Origin of the sequence: Adlercreutzia sp. ZJ138 (assembly GCF_011038935.1) — a bacterium.
In the GTDB taxonomy this organism is placed as follows: domain Bacteria; phylum Actinomycetota; class Coriobacteriia; order Coriobacteriales; family Eggerthellaceae; genus ZJ141.
The window spans coordinates 1-25,459 of record NZ_JAAKEA010000029.1 but is presented as its reverse complement, the minus strand read 5'-3'; the positions used below and the strand labels follow the sequence as shown (position 1 = coordinate 25,459).

Below are 25,459 nucleotides of genomic sequence, written 5' to 3'. Positions count from 1 at the left end.
CTACAACCGCTACGGTCTATCACGCACCTTACGCAGGAAAGCCTTGTCTTATCGCTCTTAAGAAGAGACGTTTTAGATGCCCGATGTGTGGTAAGACCTTTACAGAAGACCAGCCACTTCTCTGCCGGCTTACACCTCACGCAAGCACTCGCCTGGAAGCGTTTGTTTTGGATGAACTGGGCAAAGGCAAAACCATCGCTGAACTTGAGCGCATAACTGGTGCTTCTAAAAACATCATTGCCAAGATAGAAGCAAACGCACAAATGCCCAAACACCGTCTGCCACACAACCTCTGCATTGATGAGGTTAAAGCGTTTCCTAAAAGGATTGCAATCAGAAAAGGTGAACCTCATATGGCAAGCTGTATCTATGATGCCGATGAAAAGACGCTCGTTGACATGCTTGCAGGCGATGATCCTAAAACCGTCACAGCGTATCTGGAAAGCTTTACAAAAGGTGAGCGTGATGCGGTGGCAACTATATCGTGTGACCTGAACGGCTCCTACATTAGCCTTGCAGAAAAGTTTTTTCCTGGTGCAGTTATCTATGCTGATAAATTTCATGTAGCAAAGCTTGTAACAGAAGCTGTTGATGATGTACGACGTCGGCTCACTCGTACAATTGAAGATGACATAGACCACAAAGAGCAAAGACGTATCTTGCGCAAGGCCGCCAAGCTCATGCTCACCAGAAAAGACATGCTCAAACGGCAAAAAGAACGTGAATGTGTAAGTTGTTCCCTTGAGTCTATCGGGGCAGATGATCTGAAACGAGCCTATCTTGCCCTCCAGCTTTTCTTCGAATGGTCTGATACAACCTTTGAAAGCCGAGACGAGATGGAAACCGTTTTGAAGCGCTGGATATCTATTGCTCGGCGCACTGATGTACCTGAGATGCGCAGCGTGTCTAACACCATAAGCAAACGGAAAACCTACATCTTGAACGCCTGGGAATACGGACGTACAAACGCAATTGCAGAAAGTTTGAACCGACAGATCAAAGACATCATTCGCACGTGCCGTGGCTTTATGAGCTTTGCAGCTTTGAGACGCCGTTGTTTGTTGGTGCTTGGTCACAAACGAGAACCCAACAAGCCCATCCCGCTGTTTACAAGAAGCGACAAGAGAAAGGAGGGTGCTAACTAGCGAATAGGTCACATGCGATGGCTTCTCGGTCTCCCCCACACCAGTTGTAACATATTCGATTTTTGGGCTTTTGGTCATCTTTTTTAAAGCTACTCTATGAAGGGCTTGGGTTAGTATGCCCTCTTTTTGCCCCCAAGTGACAACTTGAGGTTAGATTCTCTTTGTTTTACCTGTTCAGACATTAGATTTGGCTATTATTCCCACACGAATTAAGACTTACCCAATCCGGATGACAAGCGTCATAACAAGACTTGCGTAATCGGTACTTCACCCTTTCGAACAGGGTTCTTTTCATTGCAGGTATCCTTTCTTCGATTTCAGGCTCCTCCAAGAAGTCGATTATGGCTTTTGGAGTTACTCCCACTTGAACAAATCCCGCATGTAGACCTTTTCCATCTCATCGACACTCAGAGAGGTGGTCTAGCGGTTGACCACTATCAAAGCGGGGTTTTTGGGTGTTCTGGATTTCATGTGGTTCAGTTCTCATTTCTGACCTTTCACAAGCCATACACAGCTTTCCCATAAGGTTTTGTGTGTACACCCAACCCTTCTGGATTGAGTGTGTGCGAAATCCTCATCATGCGACCTAGCATAAGACACAGGATGCAGGCTTAATATCACCATTTGAGAACAAGGGATGTAAGGCGCCATAAACCTGCATCCTATAATTGATCCCGCGGCAGCGGACAGCACCCGCCGCCGCGGGCTAGCACCCTGCATCCCGGAAAAGGAGCCCAATATGGGACGCAAGGGAACCGTCAACATTAAGAGCCCTTGGTAACTGGATAAGCCAGGCTCAAAACTGCGGAATCAAAGAGTTTGCTACTGCTGCAAACAGTATCAAAGGCGTAAAGGAGTACATCCTGAACGCTTATATGACGGGAAAGACCAACGCTTATGCCGAAAACGTCAACCGCAAGATCAAGGATATGAAACGCCGAGCTTGTAGGTTTACAAACTACAAGAGCATGAGACGTCGCCTTTTGCTTGCATATGGCAATACTCCTCTCGATAAGGGAGGAGTGGCACTGCCCAACCACAACAAGTAGGCCGCAAATTACGGATCCTCCAACTTGTTGGAGGTGAGGCATTTGGTCTAGATTTTTAAGGTTTAACACCACTATTTTTGAAATTCCCCTGCAAGGGGCTTAGGTAGGTGTGCCCTAATTGCGGGCTAATTTGGGTGACTCACTATCGACTTTTATGTGTTTTGCTTTCATCATTGCAGGTCAGATTAAGCTTTTGCTCGAATCGTCCACACTAAACCTTGAACGCTCAGCTCCTTCATACTCGAAATCAGAAGCACATGCTTGAATGTACGTCAAGTATCTTGCTGCATTAGCCCATTGGTGCTTGTATTTTTTCTTACAAGCACCAATCTTGCCAATACCCATCATATACACAGGAAGATAAGCCGCTATCTTAATTATTCTTCCCCACCTAGCCTTTTGTCCTGAATTCGGACATGCAATTCGCCTTATCTTTTCTTCCTCGACTCTGAATTGCGATGCAGACTCATGTGTAGGAGAAGTGCTAATTCCTGAACCTACTCTGTACATCACATAGGGAACTGCAGCTCTACCAATAGTTATTGGATTACTTTGAATATTTAACAAATAATGCCACATAGGTAAATCTTCAATGTTTCGAAACTGTAAGATATACTCTTGCAATCCATCATCCTTAACAATCTGTCTTGATACGAAGACTCCCGGTGCAGAAAAAAAATACCCTTTCGATAGGTTTGTTTTGATTAGCTTTATCGATACAGGCCTTCTTTCATATCGATAGTAGAACTCTAACCCTGTCTTTATTGAGTATTCCACACCTTGACTATCTGTAAAAGGGATTATCGGTGTCTCAAACAGATCAAATTTTCCAACAGCATCAAACACGTTATTCATCGCATAAAGATCGTCACCTGCTAATATCTTGAATCTATCCTCTTTTACTAACGAAATCGCTTTGATAAAGTTACGGGTTAACCCCTCATTACGCTGAGAGGAAACGACTTCTGCGCTTTGGAACAACCCTCTATTCTTCGCTATCCATACATTCGCTTTATTTACTGTCTCATCACCGGAGCAATCATCTACCACTAAAACAGAGCATGGCTCGGAAGCAAATCTCTCAATCTGGAATTTAATACTTTCCAGATGCTCAATGATAAACTTCTCGTGATTAAAGGTAAGAGTTATAAACTGCATCTAAACTGTCTGACCTTTCTGAATCTGGTGTTGTTTTGCCAATTTCTGCCTTCATTTTGGGCATGGCAAAACTCCTCTCGTGGAGAGCTGTGTCGCTCACATACTCTGAACTGGGGTATTGCGATTTCATGCGACCACTTTCATGATTGTGTCAAGCTTCCGATTACATCTATTAACAGCGATTTCCGATAGCGCAGATCCGATAGCGTATCGGAAGCGAATATACGAGAGGTGTAAGGTGCTAGCACCACCCCACACCCCCCTTGCGGCATCTGCGTCACCAGAGGATTGGAGAACTCTTATGAACGGCAGAGAAGCCAATAAGAAAAGGAGACTTGCGTACACACAAGGCTTACTTCCTGACACATACGCAAGTGAGTGTACAAAGCCCGATGGAAGAGTGCTTACCGCACACGAAGTCGAGCTTTCTGCACTTAGAAGGATCAAACAAGGCGAGCCTAGTGCATGGGATGTACTGTGTGCCGAGTCTCTTTCGGAGAAGTGCTTTTCGCACGGCTGTGCTTTTGATGACGGCGCTATCGATGACTGCCCCGGGTGGTGCAAGTTTGCCATCTCAGGATTTACAAGCTGGGTGATGGCCTCATAAGCACCACTATCACTGAAGCGCTTGAGAGGCGCATTATCGATCTTTTGCGTGCACGGCAAACCATAACCGAGGTGGCATGCGCGTGTAACATCACACACGATACGGTACGTCTTGTAATCGATAGCGTACATATCAAAATGCCAGCACTGCCTTCTATCCTGCTTACAGATGAGATACATGCCAAAAGCTATCGCGAATCTGATACAGGAAAGCAGGTTTGTGTGTTTTGGGCCTGCGCATATGATGGTGCCACCGGATGCTTGGTAGATGTCATTGAAGGTAGAGGTGCCGATGACATGGATCAATGGTTTAAACAGTTCGGGCTTGACGAGCGCAAACACGTCGCCTATTTCTGTTCGGACATGTATGACATCTATCTGAACGCAGCAAAGAAATGGTGGGTTGCATCTAAGGGTTATCATTGATTCCAGAAAAAGTGATAGCTGGATGTGCCTAAAACCAAAGGCTGTACCGTGACAATAAACAAAATACACGCAGCAGTCATGTCGTACGTCATTAAAAACCTACTGCCTTTTTTATATGTTCCGATTGCAGCAGGCAACAGTCCGACTACAACGATAATGTAGTAATAAGCCGCACGAAAAGCGTTTGAATTTGCCATGCTGAGAGCACCACACATCAACCCGACCATGAGCATGATCACTTGGAATTTATATTCGTCTAATTTACCTTCTTCAACATACCGATAGCGACTAAGCGCAAATATCCAAATACAGCCAAGCCCAAGCAGATAAACCAGCGTTCTGGAACCTACATAGCTAACGGAATAATCACCCCCAAACGCCAGAACACTGTTTACAGCAACCAAGATCGGACGCGAGAACAACGCAAGAAGCATCCATACAACTACCGAAGCGGCAATCACCTTACGATTAAGCGGAACGTTTGACAGAAAACCCAATGGCAAGGCAAACAATGCTGACTTATGCATTGTGGTAGCTATCGCAACAAGTAAAAGAAAGACAACGTAGCGCCTATCCCGTGCGAACTTGTATCCCACAAACAGAGTCAGAGCTATCGCTAAGCTCTGCTTCATGGCTGACAACGGCATAAATGAGAAAAAAATCGCTGTGTAGAGCGAGAACCCCATCAAGGGATCTTCGCAGCAATGATAAACGAAATAAGCCAGTGCAAGACAGAACAGCATTGACTCAAAAAACACAAAGCCCTGCCAACTCAGTCCACACAACTGGCATAGTTTCATTAGTAAATAAAAACCAGGACTACTCTGATACAGCCCTCCAAGAGGAGCGACCGGAGACCACATATCCTCCAAAGAAAGCAACCATAAAACGTCATAGTAATGGTGATATGTGGACGTATCTTCCCCGACTGAATCGGCACGCAAACCAGCAATGAGCCCCATTTGAACCGCACAGATAATGCAGAACAGACGCTTGGCGGAATCGCTACGACTAGGTTTTAGCAAAGCATACCAAAAGCACATCAGCCCAATATTGAACACATTAATTAGCATATGAGCAATTCATAGGATCAAACCGGCCTTCTATTTATCCTAAATTAAGGGATCAGAAAGGCTTAAAAACTACTAGTATTCATTACTCTCTTCAGCTGCTAGCATATAGAATTCTTGCAAACGTGCCGACACATCATGCGCATCGAAGCCCGCTTGCCTGACTATCGAAACACCCCTAGAGCGATCATTTCCAACATTGGATATCGCCATGATGCGACCAGCCCACAATGAGACGTCCTCCCTGAGACTTACACGATGAACTAGCTTCCCACCAAGGTCGCAATCCTCTGGAATTGAATCGGAAACGAGACACGGTAACCCGGTTGCCTGAGCCTCAACCAGCACCAAGGGAAGCCCTTCGTATATCGAAGGCATGAGAAAACAGTCCATGGCCTGCAATAGATCAGAAACGTCAGAGCGAATGCCTAGAAATCGAGCTGAGTTGAAAATCCCCAACGAAATGGTCTGTTTCTCGATATTATTACGCAAAGCACCATCTCCAACGAGAACCAAGACAGCGCTTGGGCACGCATCAAGTATCGTGGCAAACACGCTAATGATAAAGGCATGGTTTTTGACAGTCTCAAACCTACCAACGTGGCCAATCACAAGTGCATTGCTCTCAATTTCCAGCTCATCGCGAACACGAGAGCGAACAGATTTATCGAAGGCATAGCTCGATACATCAACAGCGTTCCTAATCACTTTAAAGTTGCTAGTGCCAAACATCCATTTTCCGGCCTCAACGCCACAGGCAAAGAGATCAGTGGCGTTGTGTCTAATGAATCGTTTGCACATTAGCTTGATCGGATATTTGAGATCCTTGTCTTGGCGACTGCTGTGCGAATGCGCTATTCGTACAGCAGCACCGTAACGTCTGGCGACCGCTAACGGAAGCGAAGACATACAGTTAATATGAGAATGAACAACTTTGTAGTGATGTTTGGAAAAGAAGGTGTCCAACTCCTTTAGGTATCTTAGACTCAACGGATTACAGCGCGAAATACGATAGATTCGTCCCCCCAGGGATCGTATCTCTTCATCATAATCATGCTCACCCTGCCTGTGACAGAGGAAATCGAATTGGACCTTCTCTCGATTTATCTGCCGATACATGTTCATAATGAACGTCTCGAGCCCGCCTCGATCCATCTTGGTCACAACCTGTAGAACGCGCATGGGCTCTAACACCGGAATCGTTTCTCCGACTCTTGAATCTCAGACACTTCCAACAAGATGTCCATCTGAGTAGTGATCCCCATCGTCTTACAGATGACGTCGTTCACCTTTCGCACGTCGAAGAGCTTCTCGGCCATGCGTCTACTCGCCTCGCTCATGCGCGCGGCGAGCGCCGGATCGTCGATGAGCCTGGTCATCGCCTCGGCGATGACCTCGGGGTCCCTCGGCGGCACAAAGAAGCCGTTCTCACCGTCGCGCACGACCTCGCGGCAGCCCACGGCGTCCGCCACGATGAGCGGCCGTCCCGTCGCCATGGCCTCAAGCGCACTTTTGGGCGTACCCTCACCGTAGTAGCTGGGCAGTACAAAACAGCTACAACGCTCCAAACAGGGCTGCACTTCGTTTGGCTTTTTCTCCCCTTCGTATTCGACAGTGCCATCATCGATGTATTGACGCAGTTCCTCGGGTTTAAGCGCCGTGGGGTTCGTGTCGAAGGGGCCGACCAAGTGAAATTCCACTTCTGGGTGAATAGATTTCACGATGCGAGCGGCTTCCAGATAGTCAAACACTCCCTTGCCGCGAACAAGCCTACCGACAAAAAGAAAGGACGTTTTGGTGGGAAGAGGTCGCATCGGGTATTGCCCGAGGTTCACCCCCGAGCCGCGAAGCATAACGACCTTGGCATGATCGACAATGCCAAGATCTTCAAATAACTTCACGTCCTCTGAATTCTGGAAGAATGCACTGCGTACGTTTTTGAAAGCTCGACGGTACTGCATAGAGACCACCTTGCGCACCGCCCTCGACCTGGCGTCACCCGCGTGAAACACAGACCCTAGGCCGCCCATCATTACATACACCTCTTCTATCCCCGCCGAGCGCGCAGCTAGTGTTCCGTATATGTTGGGCTTAGCTTGATACGTGAAAACCTTGTCCGGACGCTCACTCCGCAAAAGAGATCTCAGCTCATACTGGGTCTTTATATCGGCTATAGGATTCGTGCCATTACGAGAAACACGATAACGTCGGTAACCCACTTCGTGACTGGAGAAATACTCTGTCCATTCTTCTTCAGGTTCATCTCCGAAAACGACAACTTCACAGCCTCGACGTACGAACTCATCGATCATATCAATACGAAAACGCGGAATGGTATTTGTGGCAGCGGTAATGACGGCAATCTTTGTCATCTTGCGCCATCCCCTGTAAATATGGTCTTCACGGTGAGCCACACGATGCGAAGATCTAACCCTATGCTGCGGTTTTCTATGTACTTAATGTCGTAGAGAGCCTTTTCGGCGGGCAGCAAGTCGTAACCACCCGAAACCTGCGCGAGACCACTAAGGCCTGGGCGCACCAGCGTGCGGTAATGCCACCCATGAATGCGCTTTTCGAACGCTTCGCAAAACGCCGGGCGTTCTGGGCGTGGACCTATCAGACTCATATCACCTTTCAGAACGTTCCAGAACTGGGGAATCTCGTCGAGACGCGTTTTGCGCATTACCTTACCGAACGGAGTAACGCGAGGGTCGTCACCTGTCGCCCACTGAGCGCCTCGTGCCTCGGCGTCTGTGTACATGCTGCGGAACTTGAACACCTTAAAGATCGCGCCGCCTTTTCCAATGCGATCTTGTGCGTAGATGACTGACCCCTGTGACTCAAGCTTTATCTTGAAAGCTATTGCTGCCATTGGTATAGCAAGTAAAACAAGAGCTGCGCTCGATGCCAGCACATCGAAGGTGCGCTTCGCAAAACGGTACCCCAAACCCCCCGCAACGTTTGGCTCTTCCAGAACGACAACATCGTCTCCGGGAAGTAGTTTTTCCAGAACATCGACCGGAATGCCGTCCTCGCAAAGGTTTGGTTCGTGCTTGCCAGCAGCGTCCACCTCAGCTGCAATCTTGCGAGTCTCCGACGAAATGTCCACCTCATCAGAGTGTAAAAAACACGACGCAACGTGCCGTGTTTCTTCCGTAGGCTCTATCACTATCGTGCACTCCCCGCTCTCAATGAACCCCCCCCCCGAGCGATGTCTGGATCATGTGTAGCCTTCGCTATCACCAAGTCCACGCTCGCAGGATCATCGTTGCCAAGCAGCGCTGCATCCTTTATTCCCTTGTTAAACGTTTGCTTCAATCCTTGCTTTCTTCCGCGTCAGTCTGGAAGTATCCCCAGGCCGACGGTTGTTTTTATTCTCATGTTGCCTACGTGGAACTCGAGCATTGCCAGGCTATCTGCGCGCTTTACTCCTACGATGCGACCTTCGTAGCCTTTCAGGGGGCCTTGCGTCACTTCGAGCACACCGCCTACCTTATGGCCGAAACTCATGGGCACCACGCGGTCACCCCGACTTGTGTTGGCCTCCAGCCATTCGCGCTCATAGCCGCTTAAGGGAACGTACGTCTGACCGACCTTGACCACCCGGCAAAAGCCATTCACGTAACGCAACACTCGCGCCAACTGGGCGGGGTTGTTCACCACTGCTATGAGATAGCCCGGCATGAGCGGGCGCTCCACGTTGCGCCACTCGCCGCGCATTTTCTTTTGGGTTCGGTAGCGGGGCGCAAAGCACTCATCGAGTTTAAGTGGCTCGCTCTGGTCGTCGAGTTCGCCATCGCCATCAGACTCGCAGGTGCCACGCAATCCGTTGTCCCTGATAATGTCGCTGGATTCAGCGGCCTTGTCGAATGCGCCGCCCGCTTCCCCCGCGCCATTATGCTCACCGGCACCGGATTCCCCGGTTTTCCCAGGTAGCTCGCCAGCCTCGGCACATGCTGCTGTTATAAGACGCACCATCTTGCGTTCCTGACCAGACATCACCTGTACCGGATACCAGTCGAGTCGGGGCATAGCTTCGCCGCTCCTTCCTTCAGGGAATCACAGAACCTCCCGCGAGCGCGGCTTCGCCACCCTCTTCGCCGGGAGCTGGGCCATTTGTGGGCACAGCTTCGCCATTGCCGCGCAAGGCCCTTTGTCAGACGTATTGTTCCCACGTCCACTGGCACTCTATGACAGGAGCTGCCAGCAGTCGCGCTGGGAGTATGTTCATGTTCGGGCCGCCACCATCAAGGCTGCTTCCCTTGGTGGGATCGCTCGCAAGCGGCCCCGCCAAGAGAAGCTGGCACCTACGCGCCAGCCACCGTTAGCTCTTGTACGGCACCTCCATAGGCAAAAGCTCACAGAAGCCACTACTCGGCCCACCCACGCGCACCGTGCAGCAGCGGTGGTGCCGGTCGACCTTGAGCACGCGCGGCTCTTGACCCACCAAGGGGCCACTTTGCACATGCAGCTGGCCGCCCTCTATCACCGCCGTACTGTTGCGCAGCACGCGGCTAGCATCCATTGCCGCTTCAAGCCACGACTGTGCTTCAACCGGCATCGGAGCAGGATCCGCACCCGGAGCACCCGCCAGTTCAACGGGAAAGCTCAACCGCGAAAGCTCACGTGCCAGTGCTCGCCCGTCACGCGATGCGGCAACAAAGTAACCCTTGTGCATGCGCACAGGCTCGAGCCGCCACGTGCCGCCACGTTTAAACCAGCGTTCCTTGCGAGCCACGAAAGCGTCTTCCACCAGGCCGTTTGGTACACACGAACGCACGCGTTCACACGTGGCCGCTTCGCGCCCTTCGGGCACGCGCACAAGAAACCACCGTGCGCGAGCTCGCGGTACCTCAGCTGCACCGGAGTTACCAGCAAGCCTTTCGGCAGCAGCAGCCGCGTTCGCACTCAACCCGATACACCTCCGTCCCGCATTGGAAACGCCGGTGTGAGATAAGCCCCTTTAACCGGCGTCGTCAAAACGTACACATTTAGAAAACGGGTAAAAGAGGGCTGACAAAACGCTGCCGCTGTCCGACTTTACGTGTGAAAAAAGCCCTATTCTGGGCTTTTACAAGAGGGGGAATATGTATAATGGTCAAGCTTTTGCGAGTTGAAAACGTGTACGTTTTGACGACACAAAAAGGCTACTCTGCCTGGGGTTTTAGTGTTTCTTTTTCGTAGGCTTGCCACCAATTGAGCACGCGCCTTTGTAGGTCGTCCGACGCGCCGCTGTTATCGAACACCACATCTGCTTGCGCAATACGTTCTTCATCAGATATTTGCCGCGCAATGCGCCGCTGCACGTCGGCTTTGCCCCACCCACGCGCAACTGCACGCGCTACGCGCAACTGAACAGGGGCAACAACGGCAACCACCACATCGGCATCGCGCGCTATGGCGTCATCGCGGCTTTGAAATGCCGAAAACTCAACCACTGCAGCCGCGCATCCCGCTGTTTCAAGCTCACGCAGTCGGCCCGCACACGCCGCTTCAATACGCGGGCGGGTAATGCGGTTCAGCGTTTCGGTTGCCGCGTCGGTTGCAAACGCTTTTGCCGCCAGCGCGGCGCGGTCAACCTGACCTTGCTCATCAATCACATCGCGGCCAAACGCATCCGCAAGCTCGCGCTTCACATCTGCATATTCAAGCACCTCGTGCCCCAGCTTATCCAAATCGATGCGCTGCGCCCCTGCATCGGCCAGCGCGGCGCACACGGTGGACTTGCCTGCACCCATGCCGCCCACAACAACGACCCGCTTCATGCACGCACCTTCTCTCGCCCGCAGCGCTACACGATGCTGGCAATCTTTCCCGCCACGTCAACGTTGCCCGCAATACCAATGTTGTTGATGATGATCAAATCGCCCACCCCGTGTTCCTTCATGAAGTCGACCACGTTGGTAGACGTGTAGCGGAAGTCGGCAATGTACACATGCTGGTAATGATCAACCAGCCACGGCACGAAGGCGTTGCCGTACGATTCCTTCACCACCACGCATGCCGAACCGTCCGTAATATTCGGGTTGTGAATTTCCGCCCACGGCTGATCGCCGCCGATAAAGCAGTTGTACTTCGACCCCTGATTCCACGCCGACACGTCCTCGATGACATTCCAGTCAACCACGTTGCCCTCGGTGTCCGTAAACGTCATGTCGTTGGTGCCCTTCGGCGTCCACGTTTGCACCACGTCGGGGTTTTTGGCCATCGAATCCAGCTTCAGTGACCCATAGTACGTACCCAAGAATCCGTCGAAGTCAACTTCCTCATAATCCGCAATGTTATGCGGCTCAATGCCCTTCTGCTCGCAGAAGTTACGGTAAATGTAGTAAGCCCCAAGCGCCGTCCAGTGATGGTCGGTGCGGAAGTACAAGTACTCGGAATTGTGCTCGCGCAGCGTGTCGGTAGTAGGCACCGTGCGCACGCGCTCGTCGTAGAGGCTGTAGTAGTACGAAATAGCGTCGGCCTGGTTCGACCCGCCAAGCGCCGCAAGCTCGTCATCGGACAGAAGCGCCCCCGAATTGTTGGGAATAACGATGGAATACACCGTGCCCGCGTCGCCTAAGTCCTGCACCGCCTTGTTCACCGCCGCGGAATACGCGTTCGCCGCTTCCTGCGTGAAGTAGTAGCGGCTGTAGCACGCCCCGTCCTTCACGTACGTTCCATTCATAATTTCGCCTTGAATGTTGGCTTCAAGCTCGGTGCTGTCGTAGTCCTCGGGCGGCTTCGCTTCGGGCACAGGCGGCGGCGTTGTGGGCGCGGAAGCCTGGTCGGGAATGTCGTCGGCCTGACGCTCGCCACCGATGACCTGCTCGTTCGGCTCGATGCCGTAGAAGCCCCGCATCCAATGGTTTACAGCCATCAGCTGATCGCGGAATGGGAACGTGTCGGCATACCACGTGGATACGTCCGCCGTAAACGAGCCATCCCAAAACGATTCCCAGGTGATTTGCGGGAATTCCGTTAGCTTGCGGTTTTCCGCCTCGGATACCTGCGGGCGCAAGAACAGGCACAGCCCCAGTACGAAGCCCACGCACATTACTCCGTTGAACAGCTTGATAGCAAGCGTCCACCAGGTGCCCATGGTGCGTCGGTCGGCTTTCGAGAGTAGCATTGCCTGGCGGGGCAGCAGATCGACGTCGGTCGCGCGGCGCTTACGGGCGCGCGGCGGATGCGGCGCCCACTGTGCCTGCGTGGGCCGCTGTGCTTGCGTGGGCTGTGCCTGCGTGGACTGCGGTGCTTGCGGCGCCGGTTCCGTCTGCGAAGCCTGTTCAACCTGTAGCGCGCACTCTGCTTGCGGCGTCTGTTCTTCCTGTGGCACCTGTTCCACGTACGCATTCTGTTCTACTTGCTGCACCCGCTCCGTATACGCTTCCCGCTGCGCAAACGCTTCCCGCTGCGCAAACGCTTCCCGTTCCGCATACGAGTTCTGTTCTGCCTGCGGCGTCTGTTCCATATATGCGTTCTGTTCTGCCTGATTTTGGCCGATTTTGCGCTGTTGTTCCAAGTTGCTCATAGTCACCACCCGCCGCTAGAACCTGAAATAGAGGAACGGATTGTAGCTGTCACCCACCAACGCCACCACCGACAGTAGCAACAGCACAATGGGCGTGGCAACCTCAATTATGTTGAGCGCCAGCAACGCCGCGGGCTTCTCGGCTGCAAACTCGAACATTTTGCCGCGCAACCACTTACCAAACGGGAAACACGCCACAATGGAAAACGCCAGCAGGAACATATTCGACAGAAACACCGTACCCACCTGCATGGTATACAGGCCGCCGCCCGCGAACCCAAACATACCCGCAAGCGCGCAACCAAGCTCGGCAGGGTCGGTGTAGTAAAACAGAACCCACCCGAAGAACACCACCAGCAAGGCGTACACATGCCCGATTGGCTTGGGCATGCGGTCTTTAATAACGAACCGCTCCAACATCAAAAACACGAAATAGTACAGGCCCCACAGCACGAAGTTCCAGCTGGCTCCGTGCCAAAATCCCGTAAGCGACCACACCACCGCGTAGTTGCGCACGATCTTTAGCGTTGAACAGCGGCTACCGCCGAGCGGAATGTACACGTAATCGCGGAAGAACGTGGACAGCGAAATGTGCCAACGCGACCAGAAATCCTTAATAGAGCGCGCCGTGTAGGGGTAGTTGAAGTTCTCCAGATAATGGAATCCCACCATGCGCCCCATACCAATAGCCATGTCGGAATACGCCGAGAAGTCCAGGTAGATTTGCAGCATGTAGAACAGCATGCCCAGCCACAGCCCCGCAGTCGATTGAAGCGATAACTCGTCAACGCCCGCAGGCAGAAGCGTGGCCACCGCCGCTGCGCACGAATTTGCCAGAATGGCCTTCTTCGCCAAGCCGATGCTGAAGCGCCGAATGCCAACGTACATGCCCATGCGGGTGAAACGGCGGTTGTCTATTTCGTCGGCAATGGTTTCATAGCGAACGATAGGGCCGGCAATACACTGATGGAACAAGCTCGAATACAGCAGCAGCTTCCAGAAGCGCGGTTGCGGCTCAACCTGCCCACGATACACGTCAACCACGTAGCTGATCAGCTGGAACGTGTAGAACGAAATGCCGATAGGTAACACGAAATTCGGAATAACCTCGGGCACCCCAAACACAGCCTGCACGTTACCCAGTAAAAACCCTGCGTACTTAAACACGCCCAACAGTCCCAGCAAAATAACCAAGTGGGTAACAAGCGGCACCTTGCGAGCCTTATCGGTTGGCGCGCGGCTAATCAGCAGCGCTATCAGCCAGCTCACAAACGTTTCGCCTACCAGCAGAAACAGGAATTTCGGCCCACCCCATGCGTAGAACACCAGCGAGAAGCCCAAAAGCACCGGATTGCGGTACTGGGCGCTCACACGCGCATACACGAACAGGTTCAGCGCCAAAAACGCAAAGATGAAAAGTAGGCTGGAGAAAACCACCGCTACGACCTTACTTCGAAGGAAAAATCTGCTTGTCTGTAGCCCGATTCTAGCACCTTTTCTTCGCATTACATCGCGGAAGCGCAACCGGATTCAATGCCGTTGTTTTCGGCAACGAGCACTTCGTCGCCGGCGTGCTTGACGGCAGTCGTCGCACCGTTGCGAACTCCTAACCCAGCCTAATTCGGTCCAGTTTTTCGTCGGCGCTCCCCTCCCCATTCTCCCACACTGCGATTCTGTGCCGTAAGTAAAGCATGTAGGCGTACAATAGCTGTGGGGAGCTACAGAAAGGTGCGCCCATGAACTCGCGAAACACGCCAACAAAACGCCCGTCCGTCCGGAGGGACCGCGCTGCGCACGGAGACTACAGCATGCACGAGGACCGCGCTGCACGCAGGAATCACGCTGCCCACGGAAACTACACTGCGCGTGGTGACCGTTCTTCACGCGAGGGCCATACCGCACGCGAGGGCCGCAACTCACGTGGGAGCTACGGCACACTCAGGGACCACAACTCGCTCGGAAACTACACTATACGTGGGGGCTACAGCACCACCACGCGCCCTTCCCTCCCGTTAAACCCGCGTGTTATCGGCTTAGTCGTAGCAGCCGTTGCCCTTATTGCTACACTCGCGTTTGCGCTTTCCACGTGTTCGAACGACGACGCGCCGGCCGACGAAAACGCTGCTGCTGCCAGCACGACAGAAGCGGGCAACCGCGTAAGCTTCGTCGCTGTGGGCGACAACCTGCCTAACGAAACAATCGGCCAGTATGCCGATTCCCTTGCCGGAGAAACAGGCGACGGCACCTACGATTACGCGCCCATTTACGAACCCATTAAGCCCTATGTCGAATCGGCCGATCTCGCCTACATCAAACAGGAAACGCATTTGGGAGGCGACGATATTGGGCCGCGCGGCTGGCCGTCGTTTAACACCACTGACGCTATGGCCGATGCCGTCGTGTCAACCGGTTTCGACCTGGTTGCTTCGGCGACGAACCACTCCTACGACTGGGGCACCTTCGGGGCTATCGAGCATTCGCGCAGCGTGTGGGACACCAAACCCGTCACGTTCACCGGCACGGCCGCCAACGAGCAGCAGGCAGCCGAGTTGGCCACCGTCGAGCGAAATGGCATTACGTTCGCGCTGCTGGACTACACTTACGGCGTGAACGGATTTACGCAAGCCGATCTGCCCGCGTACGCTGTGAACTTCATCGACGAAGAACGCATCCGCACCGATGTGGCGCGCGCGAAGGAAGCAGCTGATGTGGTGCTGGTGGCTATGCACTGGGGGACTGAAAACCTGATGGAATCCGACGAAGACCAGCTGCACTATGCGCAGCTTTTGGCCGACTTGGAAGTTGACGTGGTTTTGGGGTCGCATCCACACGTTATCGGACCGCTTGGCTGGGTCGAAGGATCAACAGGGCACAAGACGCTCGTGGCGTATTCTTTGGGCAACTTCCTGTCGTGTCACGAAACACCTGGTCTTGAAAACGAGCTGGAGGGCATGCTCTGCTGTGACTTCGTGCGCAACGACGATGGCGCGGTAAGTATCGAGAATGTGGTGTGGCGCCCCTTGGTGAACCACACCGCCGAGAACGATTACCGCGTATTCGCGCTTCGGGACTACACCCCCGAGCTTGCCGGCTCGCATGTTCTACTTAGCACGCTGGACAATCCCATCGACCAGTTGCGCTCCACCACCACCAGCGTTATCGGAGATGGCTTTACGATCGACATGTAGAACGACGCGAAGGTGTCGCGAAGTTGATGCGAAGGTGTCGCGACGTTAGATGACGCGAAGGTGTCGCGAAGTTGATGCGAAGTTGATGCGAATGTAAGCATGCCGACCTTCTGAGCACGCCGCCCTCCTGAAAGCATCTCCTGAAAGACTCCAGCTGCGCAGCCCACCTTTGTCGCCCTTCGACCACATCATGTGTGCCTTACGCAAAACGAGGGCCAGGACTTTTGATCGTCCCGGCCCTCAGCCTTTATGCGATATGACGCGATAGAGCGTGTGTGCTATTCAGCAGCAGGAGCTTCCTCGGCGGGAGCTTCGACCTTCTTTTCAGCCTTCTTCTTAGCCGGGCGCTCTTCAACCTGAATGCTCTCGTCAACTTCAATCTCAAAGCCCAGCTCAGCAGCGGCAGCCTTCATGGACAGAGAAATGCGGCGACGGTCGGGGTTGATCTCCATGACCTTCACCTTCACCTCCTGGCCAGCCTTCACAACCTGAGCGGGAGTGTCGATGTGACGCATAGCCATCTCGGAAATGTGCACCAGGCCCTCGATGGACTGACCCAGCTCGATAAACGCGCCGAACGGAACGACCTTGGTCACCTTGCCGTCGACAATAGAGCCTACCGGATAAGACTCGACGAGCTTCACCCACGGATCCTCGGTGGTTTGCTTCAGGCCCAGCGAGATGCGCTCACGCTGCAGATCGACGTCGAGAACCTCGACCTCAACCTCGTCGCCAACCTTCACAACCTCGCTCGGATGGTTCACATGGTTCCACGACAGCTCGGAAATATGAACCAGACCGTCAATACCGCCCAGGTCGACGAAGGCACCGAAGTCAACGATGGAGGAAACGGTACCCTTCAGGCGCATGCCCTTGGACAGCTTGGCCAGAATTTCGGCGCGCTCGTTCTTGCGGCCTTCCTCAAGCAGCACACGGCGGGACAGCACGACGTTGTTGCGGTTGCGATCCATCTCGATGACGCGAGCTTCGATCTCGGTGTTCAGGTACATGTCGAGATCCTTCACGCGGCGCAGGTCAACCAGCGACGCCGGCAGGAAGCCACGCAGGCCGATGTCGAGAATCAGGCCGCCCTTGACGACCTCGATAACCTCGCCGGTAACAACTTCGCCAGCCTTGAACTTCTCTTCGACGCGAATCCATGCGCGCTCGTACTCGGCGCGCTTCTTGGAAAGGATCAGACGACCGTCCTTGTCTTCCTTCTGCAGAACCAGCGCCTCAATCTTCTCGCCCAGCTCGACGATGTCGGACGGATCGGCGTCCTTGCGGATGGACAGCTCGCGGGAGGGAATAACGCCCTCGCTCTTGAACCCGATGTCGACCAGAACCTCGTCATGCTCGATCTTCACCACGGTGCCGTCAACGAGATCACCCTCGTCAAACTCGGTCAGCGTGCCATCGATCATGGCGTTCATCTGCTCGTCGGTGACGTCCTCGAAGTCGATGACGGACGTGTTCTTGATTTCGGTCAAAACGGACCCCTTTCGGAAAAACGGGGAACCCTTCGTCATGATTGCTTACAGTTACCATGTTCGCCTACATACGGCTCGGCGCTCTGCAGAAAACATGTCTCGGGGGCCAACATTACTACGCCTGCGGACCTTTCCCGCAGGCCCGACTAGTTTACCACGCGCGCGCGAGCGACTGACGGCGAATTTGATCGCTCGCACAGTTTTTTCGCGGATATGTTGCCGATGCGACACGCCTTTGTTACCAAGCGTGACATCTTGCAGAAATTGTCACGCCTACATGGTGAAATGCAGGTTGAAAAGCGTGTCGAAGAGCCGCGCGAGAAACGTGTCGAAGGGTCACACCAAATGACGCACTTCAACGCACTTCAACACTCTTTACCACGCGAGAGGGAGCCGAAGCCACACTTCTTATGCGTTGGAACCCTGGGCGCACTGAGCGCACACACCGTTAAACATTACCTGATGCCCCTCGACAATGAATCCATCGGGAACCTGCGCACAGCCGGACAACTGCTGCGCTTCGGGTACCTCAACGTCGACCACCGCTCCGCACACCCGGCAGCGGGCATGATAGTGCACATCGTTGCGGAAATCGTAGCGGTCAGCACCACCGGGCACTTCCACACGCAGCACGTCACCACGCGCTGCTAACACGCCCAGGTTACGGTACACCGTAGCACGCGAAATGCCGGGGTGCTTCCTGCTCACCACGTCGTACACGTCAGCCGACGTGGGATGACTGCGAAGCGAGCGCACCGCATCAAGCACCAACGTGCGCTGAATAGTGTTGCGCGTTGCAGCATGCTCGGTCATCTTCGCTCCTTCCTTCGTTATTAGGATTATATATCAATAAGAGGCTATGGCTCCACACTTCCCGCTATCGGGCGTGCTCGGGGCTTTCACCCGTTGGATATGTGCGAATGCTCGGCGCACTTAAAAAAGGAGCCGCAACAGCAAACCCGTTGCGACTCCTTTGTGCCTTAGTAAGCGTTAAGAGCAGGTGCTTTGTTCCAAGCAAACCCTTACTTGTGCGGCATGCTCCAATCGTGATGATCGCTGTGCAGCAGATGATGCGGACGCTCGCCACACGGCGCTCCGAAGTACTCTTCGTATGCCTGCAACACCGTGGGGTTCTCATGCGAGAAGCGCAGGTCGGCATGCTTGTCCAAACCATACAGGATGTCGCCGCGAACGCCGGCAAGCTCCTGCCCGTCGTGGATGGGCTGCCCGCCGCCGCCAGCGCAGCCACCCGGGCACGCCATAATCTCAACGAAGTCGTACTGCACTTCGCCCGCATCCAGTGCGGCAAGCAGGCGATTGGTATTCGCCAGACCAGAAGCCACGGCAACGCGCAGCGGAATGCCAGCCAAATCGAAGGTGGCTTCTTTCCAGCCGTCCAAGCCACGCACGTCACGGAATGCGTCCGGATCGGGATTCTCGCCCGTTACCAGGAAGTACGCGCTACGCAGCGCAGCTTCCATAACACCGCCCGTCGCGCCGAAGATCACACCAGCACCCGTTGCATTGCCCAGCGGATTGTCGAACTCTTCTTCCTCAAGCTCACGCGGATCGATGCCGCACTCGCGCAGCATACGAGCCATCTCGCGCGTGGTAACCGACAGATCGACGTCCTGACCAGCGCCTGCATCGTTCATGTTCTCCAGCGCGCACTCGTGCTTCTTGGCGACACAGGGCATAACCGACATACAGAAGATCTTGTTCGGGTCGATACCTTCCTTCTCAGCGAACCAGGTTTTAGCGGCGGCACCGAACATCTGCTGCGGGCTTTTCGCCGTAGACAGCTGATCGACATACTGCGGCCACTGGGCCTTGATGTAACGAACCCAACCCGGGCAGCACGACGTAAACATGGGGAACGTTTCGTTTTCGGCGTTCTTCACGCGCGCGACGAACTCGCTTCCCTCTTCCATGATGGTCAGATCGGCAGACCAGTCGGTATCAAACACGTAGTCGAAACCGATGCGACGAAGCGCGGCTGCCATGCGACCCGGCGTGGCCTCTTCGCGCGGAATGCCCCACGATTCAGCCCATGCGGCACGAACGGCCGGAGCAACCTGAACCACCGTAATGGTGTCGGGATCATTGATGGCGGCGAACACGCGGGCCGTGTCGTCACGCGCCGTGAGCGCGCCCACCGGGCAATGAGTGATGCACTGGCCGCACAGCGTGCACGGCGACTCTTCGATGCTTGCTGCAGCAACGTCGACACCGCCTGCCGGAGTTGCCTTCCACACGCCGCTTGCCTGCACGCGCTCGCAGATGTTCACGCAGCGCATGCAACGGATACACTTGCTGGCATCGCGGATAAGCGGGAAGTCCTGCGGCCAATCCTGAGCTGCGGGAACGCCTTCAAAAGAAGGGGAAGCGAACGCACCCATGTTGAAGTCATTCGACAGCGTTTGCAGCTTGCAGTTGCCGCTGCGAATACACGTGGTGCATTCGACGTTATGGGTGGACAGAATGAGTGCGAGGTTTTCCTTGCGAGCGGTGCGCACGCGAGATGTGTTGGCGCGCACCACCATGCCGTCAACCACGGGCGTGTTGCACGCGGCCACCAACTCGTCTTGCCCCTCAACTTCGACCACGCAGATGCGGCACGACGCGATTTCATTCACGTCCTTCAGGTAACACAGCGTGGGAATATACACGCCTGCCTGGCCGGCTGCCTCCAGAATCGTTGTTCCTTCGGAAACTTCGACCTCGCGGCCGTTGATGGTTACCTTACACATACTGGATCCTGCCCCCTTCCAGAACGCCGCAGCCGTAATGGTCGCAGCGCAGGCAGCGGCCGCACTCCTGCACGGCCTCTTCGCGGCTCATCGGGTTCTCGATATACTCGAAATCGCGCTTACGCTCGCGAGCGGGACGCTCGGTAATGTTCACGCGACCACAAGCAGTGCGGTTGTTGGGCTTGGCAGCGGGAGCTTCCACACCGCAGTCAAGCGTATGGTTGTACCCCAGATACGTGTCGATGTTACGTGCGGCAACTTTGCCGGCACCGATCGCCATAATGGCAGATGCAGGGCCAGTCTGACAGTCGCCACCCACAAACACGCCTTCCAGACCTTCGGCCTCTAGGCCTTCGCTGGCCCTGAAGCAGCCACGCTCGGCCGGCATGCCGAATTCCTCGAAGGGCGCGGACACGATGTCCTGGCCAACCGCAATGAGGATAATGTCGGCGTCGATGTGGTTCTCGGGCTTGTCGGCCTTCACCGGCGCGGGACGGCCGCGCTTCACCTCGCTGATCATCTGCGGCTGCGTGCGCAGTCCGCACACCTTACCTTCGCCGTCAACTTCAATGGCAACCGGCGCCTCGAGCGTGATCATTTCAACGCCCTCGGCCATGGCACCTTCAACCTCGGCGGGGAGTGCCGTCATGTCCTCAAGACGGCGGCGGTACACGCACGTAACCTCGTCGGCACCCGCACGCACGCTCGTACGACAGCAGTCCATGGCAACATTGCCGCCGCCGATGATGGCAACCTTCTTGCCGGTGAAGTCGGGATAATCGCCGTCGCCGATGGCTCGCAGCAACTCAACAGCCGACGAAACACCCTGTGCGTCGATGTTTTCTAAGCGCAGGCTCTTGCCCGTGTGTGCGCCGATAGCAACGTACACCGCATCATACGTTTCGGCCAGTTCGCGCATCTTATCAGCGTCAACGTAGCAGTTCGTGGTAACGGTGATGCCGCCCACGGAAAGGATGGCGTTAACGTCTTCGTCCAGGCGCTCACGCGGGAAGCGGTATGCAGGAATGCCGTAGCGCAGCATGCCGCCCAGCTTGTCGCGCGACTCGAACACGTCAACGGCGTGCCCCATCAGCGCTAGGTAGTAGGCGCAGGTAAGGCCAGAGGGGCCCGCACCAACAACGGCCACCTTACGGCCCGATTCCGGCAAGCGAGCAGGAACGGGAGCCTTGTCGGCGGCGCAGCTGTCAACCGCATACTTCTTGATGCCACGAATATTGATCGGAGCGTCGATGAGCGTACGGCGGCAGCGCTCTTCGCACGGATGCTCACATACCAAAGCGCATGCCGTGGGGAACGGGTTGTCCTTGCGAACCATCTGCACAGCACCCGCATAGTCGCCCTCAGCCACCAAGGCAATGTAGGCGGGCACATTCACGTGCGCCGGACACATGGCCTCACACGGCACCTTCTGAGCGATGTCGTCGCAGCACGTGTGCGCCATCACATGGCTTTCGTACTCGGCGGCGAACGCATCCAAGCCATCCAGTACGTCCGCAGCGGCGTTGTAGCCGATCGCGCAGTCGGCGGAATCGCGGATCATGGTTGCCAGCGAACGAATCTCGTCAAGCGCCGCCTTGTCGGCGTCGCAGTCGAGCACACGTTTGATCATAGCTGCCAGTTGCGGCAACCCATCGCGACACGGCACGCACTTTCCGCACGTCTGCGAAGCACCAGCTTCCAGCAACGTCAGCTGTACGGCAACCGGGCACGTGCCCGGAGGCGTGGCTTCGATGCGGCGCTGATACCTTTCCATGAAACCAGCGATCTTTGCGTCGGCCCTCGACGCGGGCGCGACAGATAATTTGCTCATCGCTTACCCCCCAATCTCGTCTGCTTATCTTCGCAGCGCGCGAAGACTTATCGCGATCAATTATCGCACAGGCTCACCTGAACTTCTTTGGGGGAATCTGCTGAAATGTAGTTTTTTCGCAGCCATGGGAAGTGACCTGCGTAATTCGAGGTGAAGCGGACAATGCGACACGCGGACAGTTCAAGGTGAAGAACTAGTCAATAAGCTTAAAAAACTCGCGTTCAAACGCCCGCGTTGTAGCCAGAACAGCTTGTTCATCGCAACCTCGTACACGCGCGATTTCGCTTGCGGTGAGCGCAAGGGTATTCGCATGACAACGTGCATTAAGCTGCGCACCTGGCGCTGCCGGCTCGTCGGTTTCCAGCAACAAGTGATCAAGCGGCATGGCCTTCACGTACTCCCGCCCCCGACGCGTTTCGAGCATCCGCATGCTCACCGAAAACCAGCACCCCATCTGCTTGGCACGATGCAGCTCATCGGACGTACCGCTGAACCAATGAAGAATGCACACCTGACTGCTTGCACAGCCCGTACGTTCAAGCTCGTCGAGCACATGGCTTGCCGCCCGCACCGAATGCAGCGACACAGCACGCCGACAACCACCCTCAGCGCACGGCTTCGCACATGCGGCAACCGCCCGATCGAAGGCGAGCGTCATCAGGCGCTGGCGTGCAGGCGTTGCCTGATCGAAGCGCTTGCCAAAATCGAGTCCGATTTCACCTACAAACCTCGCTCGCTGCACCACGTGCTCAAACCGCATCATGTCGTCTTCTCCGCACGTTCCGTCAAGCACCCACCACGGATGCAAACCAACGCCCACCCGCACGTTCGAGTGAGCGCCAAGTTCTTCGATGAGCCGCTCGTACTCGGCCGGCTCAACTGTGTTCGAGAAACAACGCACGCCACAGGCTGCTAAATCGTCAGCAGCTCTCACAACGTCAACCGCAAACCCCAGATGACAATGTGCATCGAGTATCATCTGCGCCCTCCCTCTTCCATACCGGCAAGCCGACGGATCACCCATCCCGCAAGCATCTGCCCCATGATCGGCGGCATGTAGGAGACCGTGCCCAAATTCGATCGGTCGCTACGAGACGCCCCTTCGCTTACGGGAACAGGTACGGGCTGTTCACGCGAATACAGCACATCGAGCTTTCGAATGCCACGCTTACGCGCTTCCTTACGCATAATGCGACAAAGCGGACAGTTCACCGTGTTGAACACGTCATCAAAGCGAAGCGATTCTGGGTACAGCTTGTTCGCAATACCCATGGCGCTCACCAAAGGGAAGCCTTGATTGTCAGCGAGCTCGGCAAGGGCAAGTTTCACCGCAACCGAATCAAGGGCGTCTACCACGTAGTCAACCCTTTCGAAGGAATCAAGCAGCGCACTAACATTGTCAGACAACACCAGCATATGACGAGTATCAACAGCGATGTCTGGGTTGATATCGCGCACCATGGCCTTACACACGTCAACCTTTCGACGTCCCACCGTGCTTTGAAACGCAATCGCCTGCCGGTTGATGTTGCTTGGCTGCACCACATCGCGATCAACAAGGATTAGGCGGCCCACGCCCCCGCGCGCCAGCGCTTCAACGCAGTTCGACCCTACACCCCCTAAGCCCAGCACCATCACCGTTGAGTTGGCAAGCCGCTGGAGGCCCTCATGTCCCATGATGCGCTCGAGCCGTGATGTTTCGCGCTCATCATTGCTCGCAACTCCCTGACATTCGCAGCTCTCGCCACAGTGTTTTACATGCTGCATATCCATAAACCGACCGTGCACCCTTTCCCTTCAACCAATCACGTGGCAATTCTATCCGCTTCCGCTTCATTTCGAATCGTTTTCTCGTTTTTCCGCCATCGTTTTCCAGCTTGCGCAATCAAAGGGGTAGACTTGCCCATGGTAAGAACATGCACTCGCATGACGCGAAGGAGGAATCGTGTATAAGGTTCATTGCCTGAACAACATCTCGAACGTCGGTCTTGCGCTACTGAGCAGCGATTACGAACTGACCGACACCATCGACGAAGCGGACGCCATTCTGGTTCGCAGCGCCAACATGCACGACATGGACATTCCCGAAACGTGCAAGGCCGTCGCACGCGCCGGTGCCGGCGTTAACAACATCCCGCTTGAGGCGCTCGCTGAACGCGGTATCCCGGTGTTTAACACTCCCGGAGCAAACGCCAACGCCGTGAAGGAACTCGTGGTGTGCGGCATGCTGCTGGCAGCTCGCGACGTAGTTGGTGGTATCGCATGGTGTCGCGAAAACGCTGATGACGAAAACATCGGCAAGTCGGCCGAAAAAGCCAAAAAGCAGTTCGCTGGCGGCGAAATCAGCGGCAAGACCTTAGGCGTCATTGGCTTGGGAGCCATCGGCGCACTGGTTGTTCAGGCCGCAGAAGCGTTGGGTATGAAAACGATCGGATATGACCCCTTCATCACGGCGGAGCGCGCGGCCGCCATATCGTCTGACATGACTCTCACTGCCAACCTGGCCGACATCTACGCTGCGAGCGACTACATTACCATTCACGTGCCGGCGCTTGACAGCACCAAAGGCATGATCAATGCCGATGCCATCGCTCAGATGAAAGATGGTGTGGTGTTCCTGAATTTCGCGCGTGACACGTTGGTGAATGACGCCGACATGGCATGTGCCCTGAAAGAGGGCAAAGTAGCCCGGTACGTGACCGACTTCGCGAACCCCGCCGTCATGGCTATGGACAACGCGCTGGTTATCCCCCACTTGGGCGCAAGCACCGCAGAAGCCGAGGACAACTGCGCAAAGATGGCCGTCACCGAGATCATGGAATACTTGGAAACCGGTAAGAAAACGCACTGCGTGAACATGAAGGACTAACGCAAAGGGCGAACTATCCCGCATAATCGATCCCAAAAGGGTCCGAAAAATGCCCCTTGAGCGTCCACCCCAAAAGGGTGGCAACACTCAAGGGGCTTTGTCGTCTATGCCAACCGATAAATCCCCCATCCAAGCCCCGCCACGCACGTCCAAGCAAGCAAAAGGCCCCGCACGATACGGGGCCTTGTTTGTTGTTGTGGGATAAAGGGGCCAAACACACAGGTGGCACTAAAACACACATGTGCCCCCCGCGAGCGCGGCACCCTATCCTCCCACGGGCTTGCCCCGCAGTACTTTCGGCGATGGCGGGCTTAACTACCGAGTTCGGAACGGTATCGGGTGTGTCCCCGCCTCCATGGCC

General features: G+C 54.8%; 21 protein-coding genes and 1 rRNA gene. 5 read left to right on the top strand and 17 right to left on the bottom strand.

Annotation, left to right across the window (positions count from 1 at the left end):
- Positions 1-1,145: ISL3 family transposase (locus tag G7Y43_RS09935; protein WP_165046255.1), on the top strand; the 1,145-nt coding region annotated here is incomplete at its 5' end.
- Positions 1,146-1,882: 737 nt separating this feature from the next.
- A complete protein-coding gene (locus G7Y43_RS09930) occupies positions 1,883-2,194 on the top strand; it encodes a transposase (protein ID WP_165046260.1) in 312 nt (103 codons plus the stop codon).
- 180 nt (positions 2,195-2,374) lie between these two features.
- On the opposite strand, the gene G7Y43_RS09925 is transcribed toward G7Y43_RS09930, so the two are convergent.
- Entirely contained in the window at positions 2,375-3,352 is a 978-nt protein-coding gene (locus G7Y43_RS09925) for a glycosyltransferase (RefSeq protein ID WP_165046254.1), read from the bottom strand.
- Positions 3,353-3,910: 558 nt separating this feature from the next.
- On the opposite strand from G7Y43_RS09925, the gene G7Y43_RS09920 reads away from it, so the two are divergent.
- Positions 3,911-4,384 (top strand): transposase, encoded by a 474-nt coding sequence (locus G7Y43_RS09920; RefSeq protein WP_165046253.1) that lies wholly within the window; start codon positions 3,911-3,913, stop codon positions 4,382-4,384.
- Here G7Y43_RS09920 and G7Y43_RS09915 read toward each other — a convergent pair.
- The 9 genes from G7Y43_RS09915 to G7Y43_RS09875 all read right to left on the bottom strand — a co-directional run bounded on the left by G7Y43_RS09915 (position 4,378) and on the right by G7Y43_RS09875 (position 14,407).
- Positions 4,378-5,457 carry an EpsG family protein gene (locus G7Y43_RS09915; protein WP_165046252.1) on the bottom strand — a complete coding sequence of 360 codons (1,080 nt, stop codon included), beginning with the start codon at positions 5,455-5,457 and terminating at the stop codon, positions 4,378-4,380. The two genes, G7Y43_RS09920 and G7Y43_RS09915, sit on opposite strands and share 7 nt — an antisense overlap.
- 72 nt (positions 5,458-5,529) lie before the next feature.
- Positions 5,530-6,609, bottom strand: a complete 1,080-nt coding sequence (locus G7Y43_RS09910; RefSeq protein ID WP_255464387.1) for a glycosyltransferase family 1 protein — start codon at positions 6,607-6,609, stop codon at positions 5,530-5,532.
- Positions 6,610-6,641: 32 nt separating this feature from the next.
- A complete protein-coding gene (locus G7Y43_RS09905; protein ID WP_165046250.1) occupies positions 6,642-7,826 on the bottom strand; it encodes a glycosyltransferase family 4 protein in 1,185 nt (394 codons plus the stop codon).
- A complete protein-coding gene (locus tag G7Y43_RS09900; protein WP_206215129.1) occupies positions 7,823-8,623 on the bottom strand; it encodes a sugar transferase in 801 nt (266 codons plus the stop codon). The genes G7Y43_RS09905 and G7Y43_RS09900 overlap by 4 nt, the downstream gene beginning before the upstream one ends.
- Before the next feature lie 167 nt (positions 8,624-8,790).
- Positions 8,791-9,486 (bottom strand): hypothetical protein, encoded by a 696-nt coding sequence (locus G7Y43_RS09895; RefSeq protein WP_165046249.1) that lies wholly within the window; start codon positions 9,484-9,486, stop codon positions 8,791-8,793.
- A 292-nt stretch (positions 9,487-9,778) separates the two neighbouring features.
- Positions 9,779-10,366, bottom strand: a complete 588-nt coding sequence (locus tag G7Y43_RS09890) for a hypothetical protein (RefSeq protein ID WP_165046248.1) — start codon at positions 10,364-10,366, stop codon at positions 9,779-9,781.
- A gap of 235 nt (positions 10,367-10,601) precedes the next feature.
- A complete protein-coding gene (coaE, locus tag G7Y43_RS09885) occupies positions 10,602-11,219 on the bottom strand; it encodes a dephospho-CoA kinase (RefSeq protein WP_165046247.1) in 618 nt (205 codons plus the stop codon).
- Positions 11,220-11,245: 26 nt separating this feature from the next.
- On the bottom strand, positions 11,246-12,970 hold the full coding sequence (locus G7Y43_RS09880; protein WP_206215128.1) for a DHHW family protein: 1,725 nt from the start codon (positions 12,968-12,970) through the stop codon (positions 11,246-11,248).
- A 15-nt stretch (positions 12,971-12,985) separates the two neighbouring features.
- Entirely contained in the window at positions 12,986-14,407 is a 1,422-nt protein-coding gene (locus G7Y43_RS09875) for an MBOAT family protein (RefSeq protein WP_165046246.1), read from the bottom strand.
- Positions 14,408-14,706: 299 nt separating this feature from the next.
- Here G7Y43_RS09875 and G7Y43_RS09870 point away from each other — a divergent pair, with 299 nt between their 5' ends.
- A complete protein-coding gene (locus tag G7Y43_RS09870; protein ID WP_241158246.1) occupies positions 14,707-16,158 on the top strand; it encodes a CapA family protein in 1,452 nt (483 codons plus the stop codon).
- A 278-nt stretch (positions 16,159-16,436) separates the two neighbouring features.
- On the opposite strand, the gene rpsA is transcribed toward G7Y43_RS09870, so the two are convergent.
- The 6 genes from rpsA to G7Y43_RS09840 all read right to left on the bottom strand — a co-directional run bounded on the left by rpsA (position 16,437) and on the right by G7Y43_RS09840 (position 24,002).
- Positions 16,437-17,648, bottom strand: a complete 1,212-nt coding sequence (gene rpsA / locus G7Y43_RS09865; RefSeq protein WP_165046245.1) for a 30S ribosomal protein S1 — start codon at positions 17,646-17,648, stop codon at positions 16,437-16,439.
- A gap of 408 nt (positions 17,649-18,056) precedes the next feature.
- Positions 18,057-18,461 carry a Fur family transcriptional regulator gene (locus G7Y43_RS09860; protein WP_165046244.1) on the bottom strand — a complete coding sequence of 135 codons (405 nt, stop codon included), beginning with the start codon at positions 18,459-18,461 and terminating at the stop codon, positions 18,057-18,059.
- A 209-nt stretch (positions 18,462-18,670) separates the two neighbouring features.
- Entirely contained in the window at positions 18,671-20,398 is a 1,728-nt protein-coding gene (locus G7Y43_RS09855; protein WP_165046243.1) for a [FeFe] hydrogenase, group A, read from the bottom strand.
- The gene (locus tag G7Y43_RS09850; RefSeq protein ID WP_165046242.1) at positions 20,391-22,229 is read right to left on the bottom strand and encodes an NAD(P)-binding protein; all 1,839 of its coding nucleotides are present in this window, start codon (positions 22,227-22,229) and stop codon (positions 20,391-20,393) included. The genes G7Y43_RS09855 and G7Y43_RS09850 overlap by 8 nt, the downstream gene beginning before the upstream one ends.
- 193 nt (positions 22,230-22,422) lie before the next feature.
- Positions 22,423-23,208, bottom strand: coding sequence for a TatD family hydrolase (locus G7Y43_RS09845; RefSeq protein ID WP_165046241.1), 786 nt, complete (start codon positions 23,206-23,208; stop codon positions 22,423-22,425).
- On the bottom strand, positions 23,205-24,002 hold the full coding sequence (locus G7Y43_RS09840) for a ThiF family adenylyltransferase (protein WP_241158245.1): 798 nt from the start codon (positions 24,000-24,002) through the stop codon (positions 23,205-23,207). The genes G7Y43_RS09845 and G7Y43_RS09840 overlap by 4 nt, the downstream gene beginning before the upstream one ends.
- A gap of 172 nt (positions 24,003-24,174) precedes the next feature.
- On the opposite strand from G7Y43_RS09840, the gene G7Y43_RS09835 reads away from it, so the two are divergent.
- A complete protein-coding gene (locus G7Y43_RS09835) occupies positions 24,175-25,098 on the top strand; it encodes a 3-phosphoglycerate dehydrogenase (RefSeq protein WP_165046240.1) in 924 nt (307 codons plus the stop codon).
- 251 nt (positions 25,099-25,349) lie between these two features.
- Here G7Y43_RS09835 and rrf read toward each other — a convergent pair.
- Positions 25,350-25,459: ribosomal RNA gene (gene rrf / locus G7Y43_RS09830) — 5S ribosomal RNA — on the bottom strand; the annotation flags it as partial.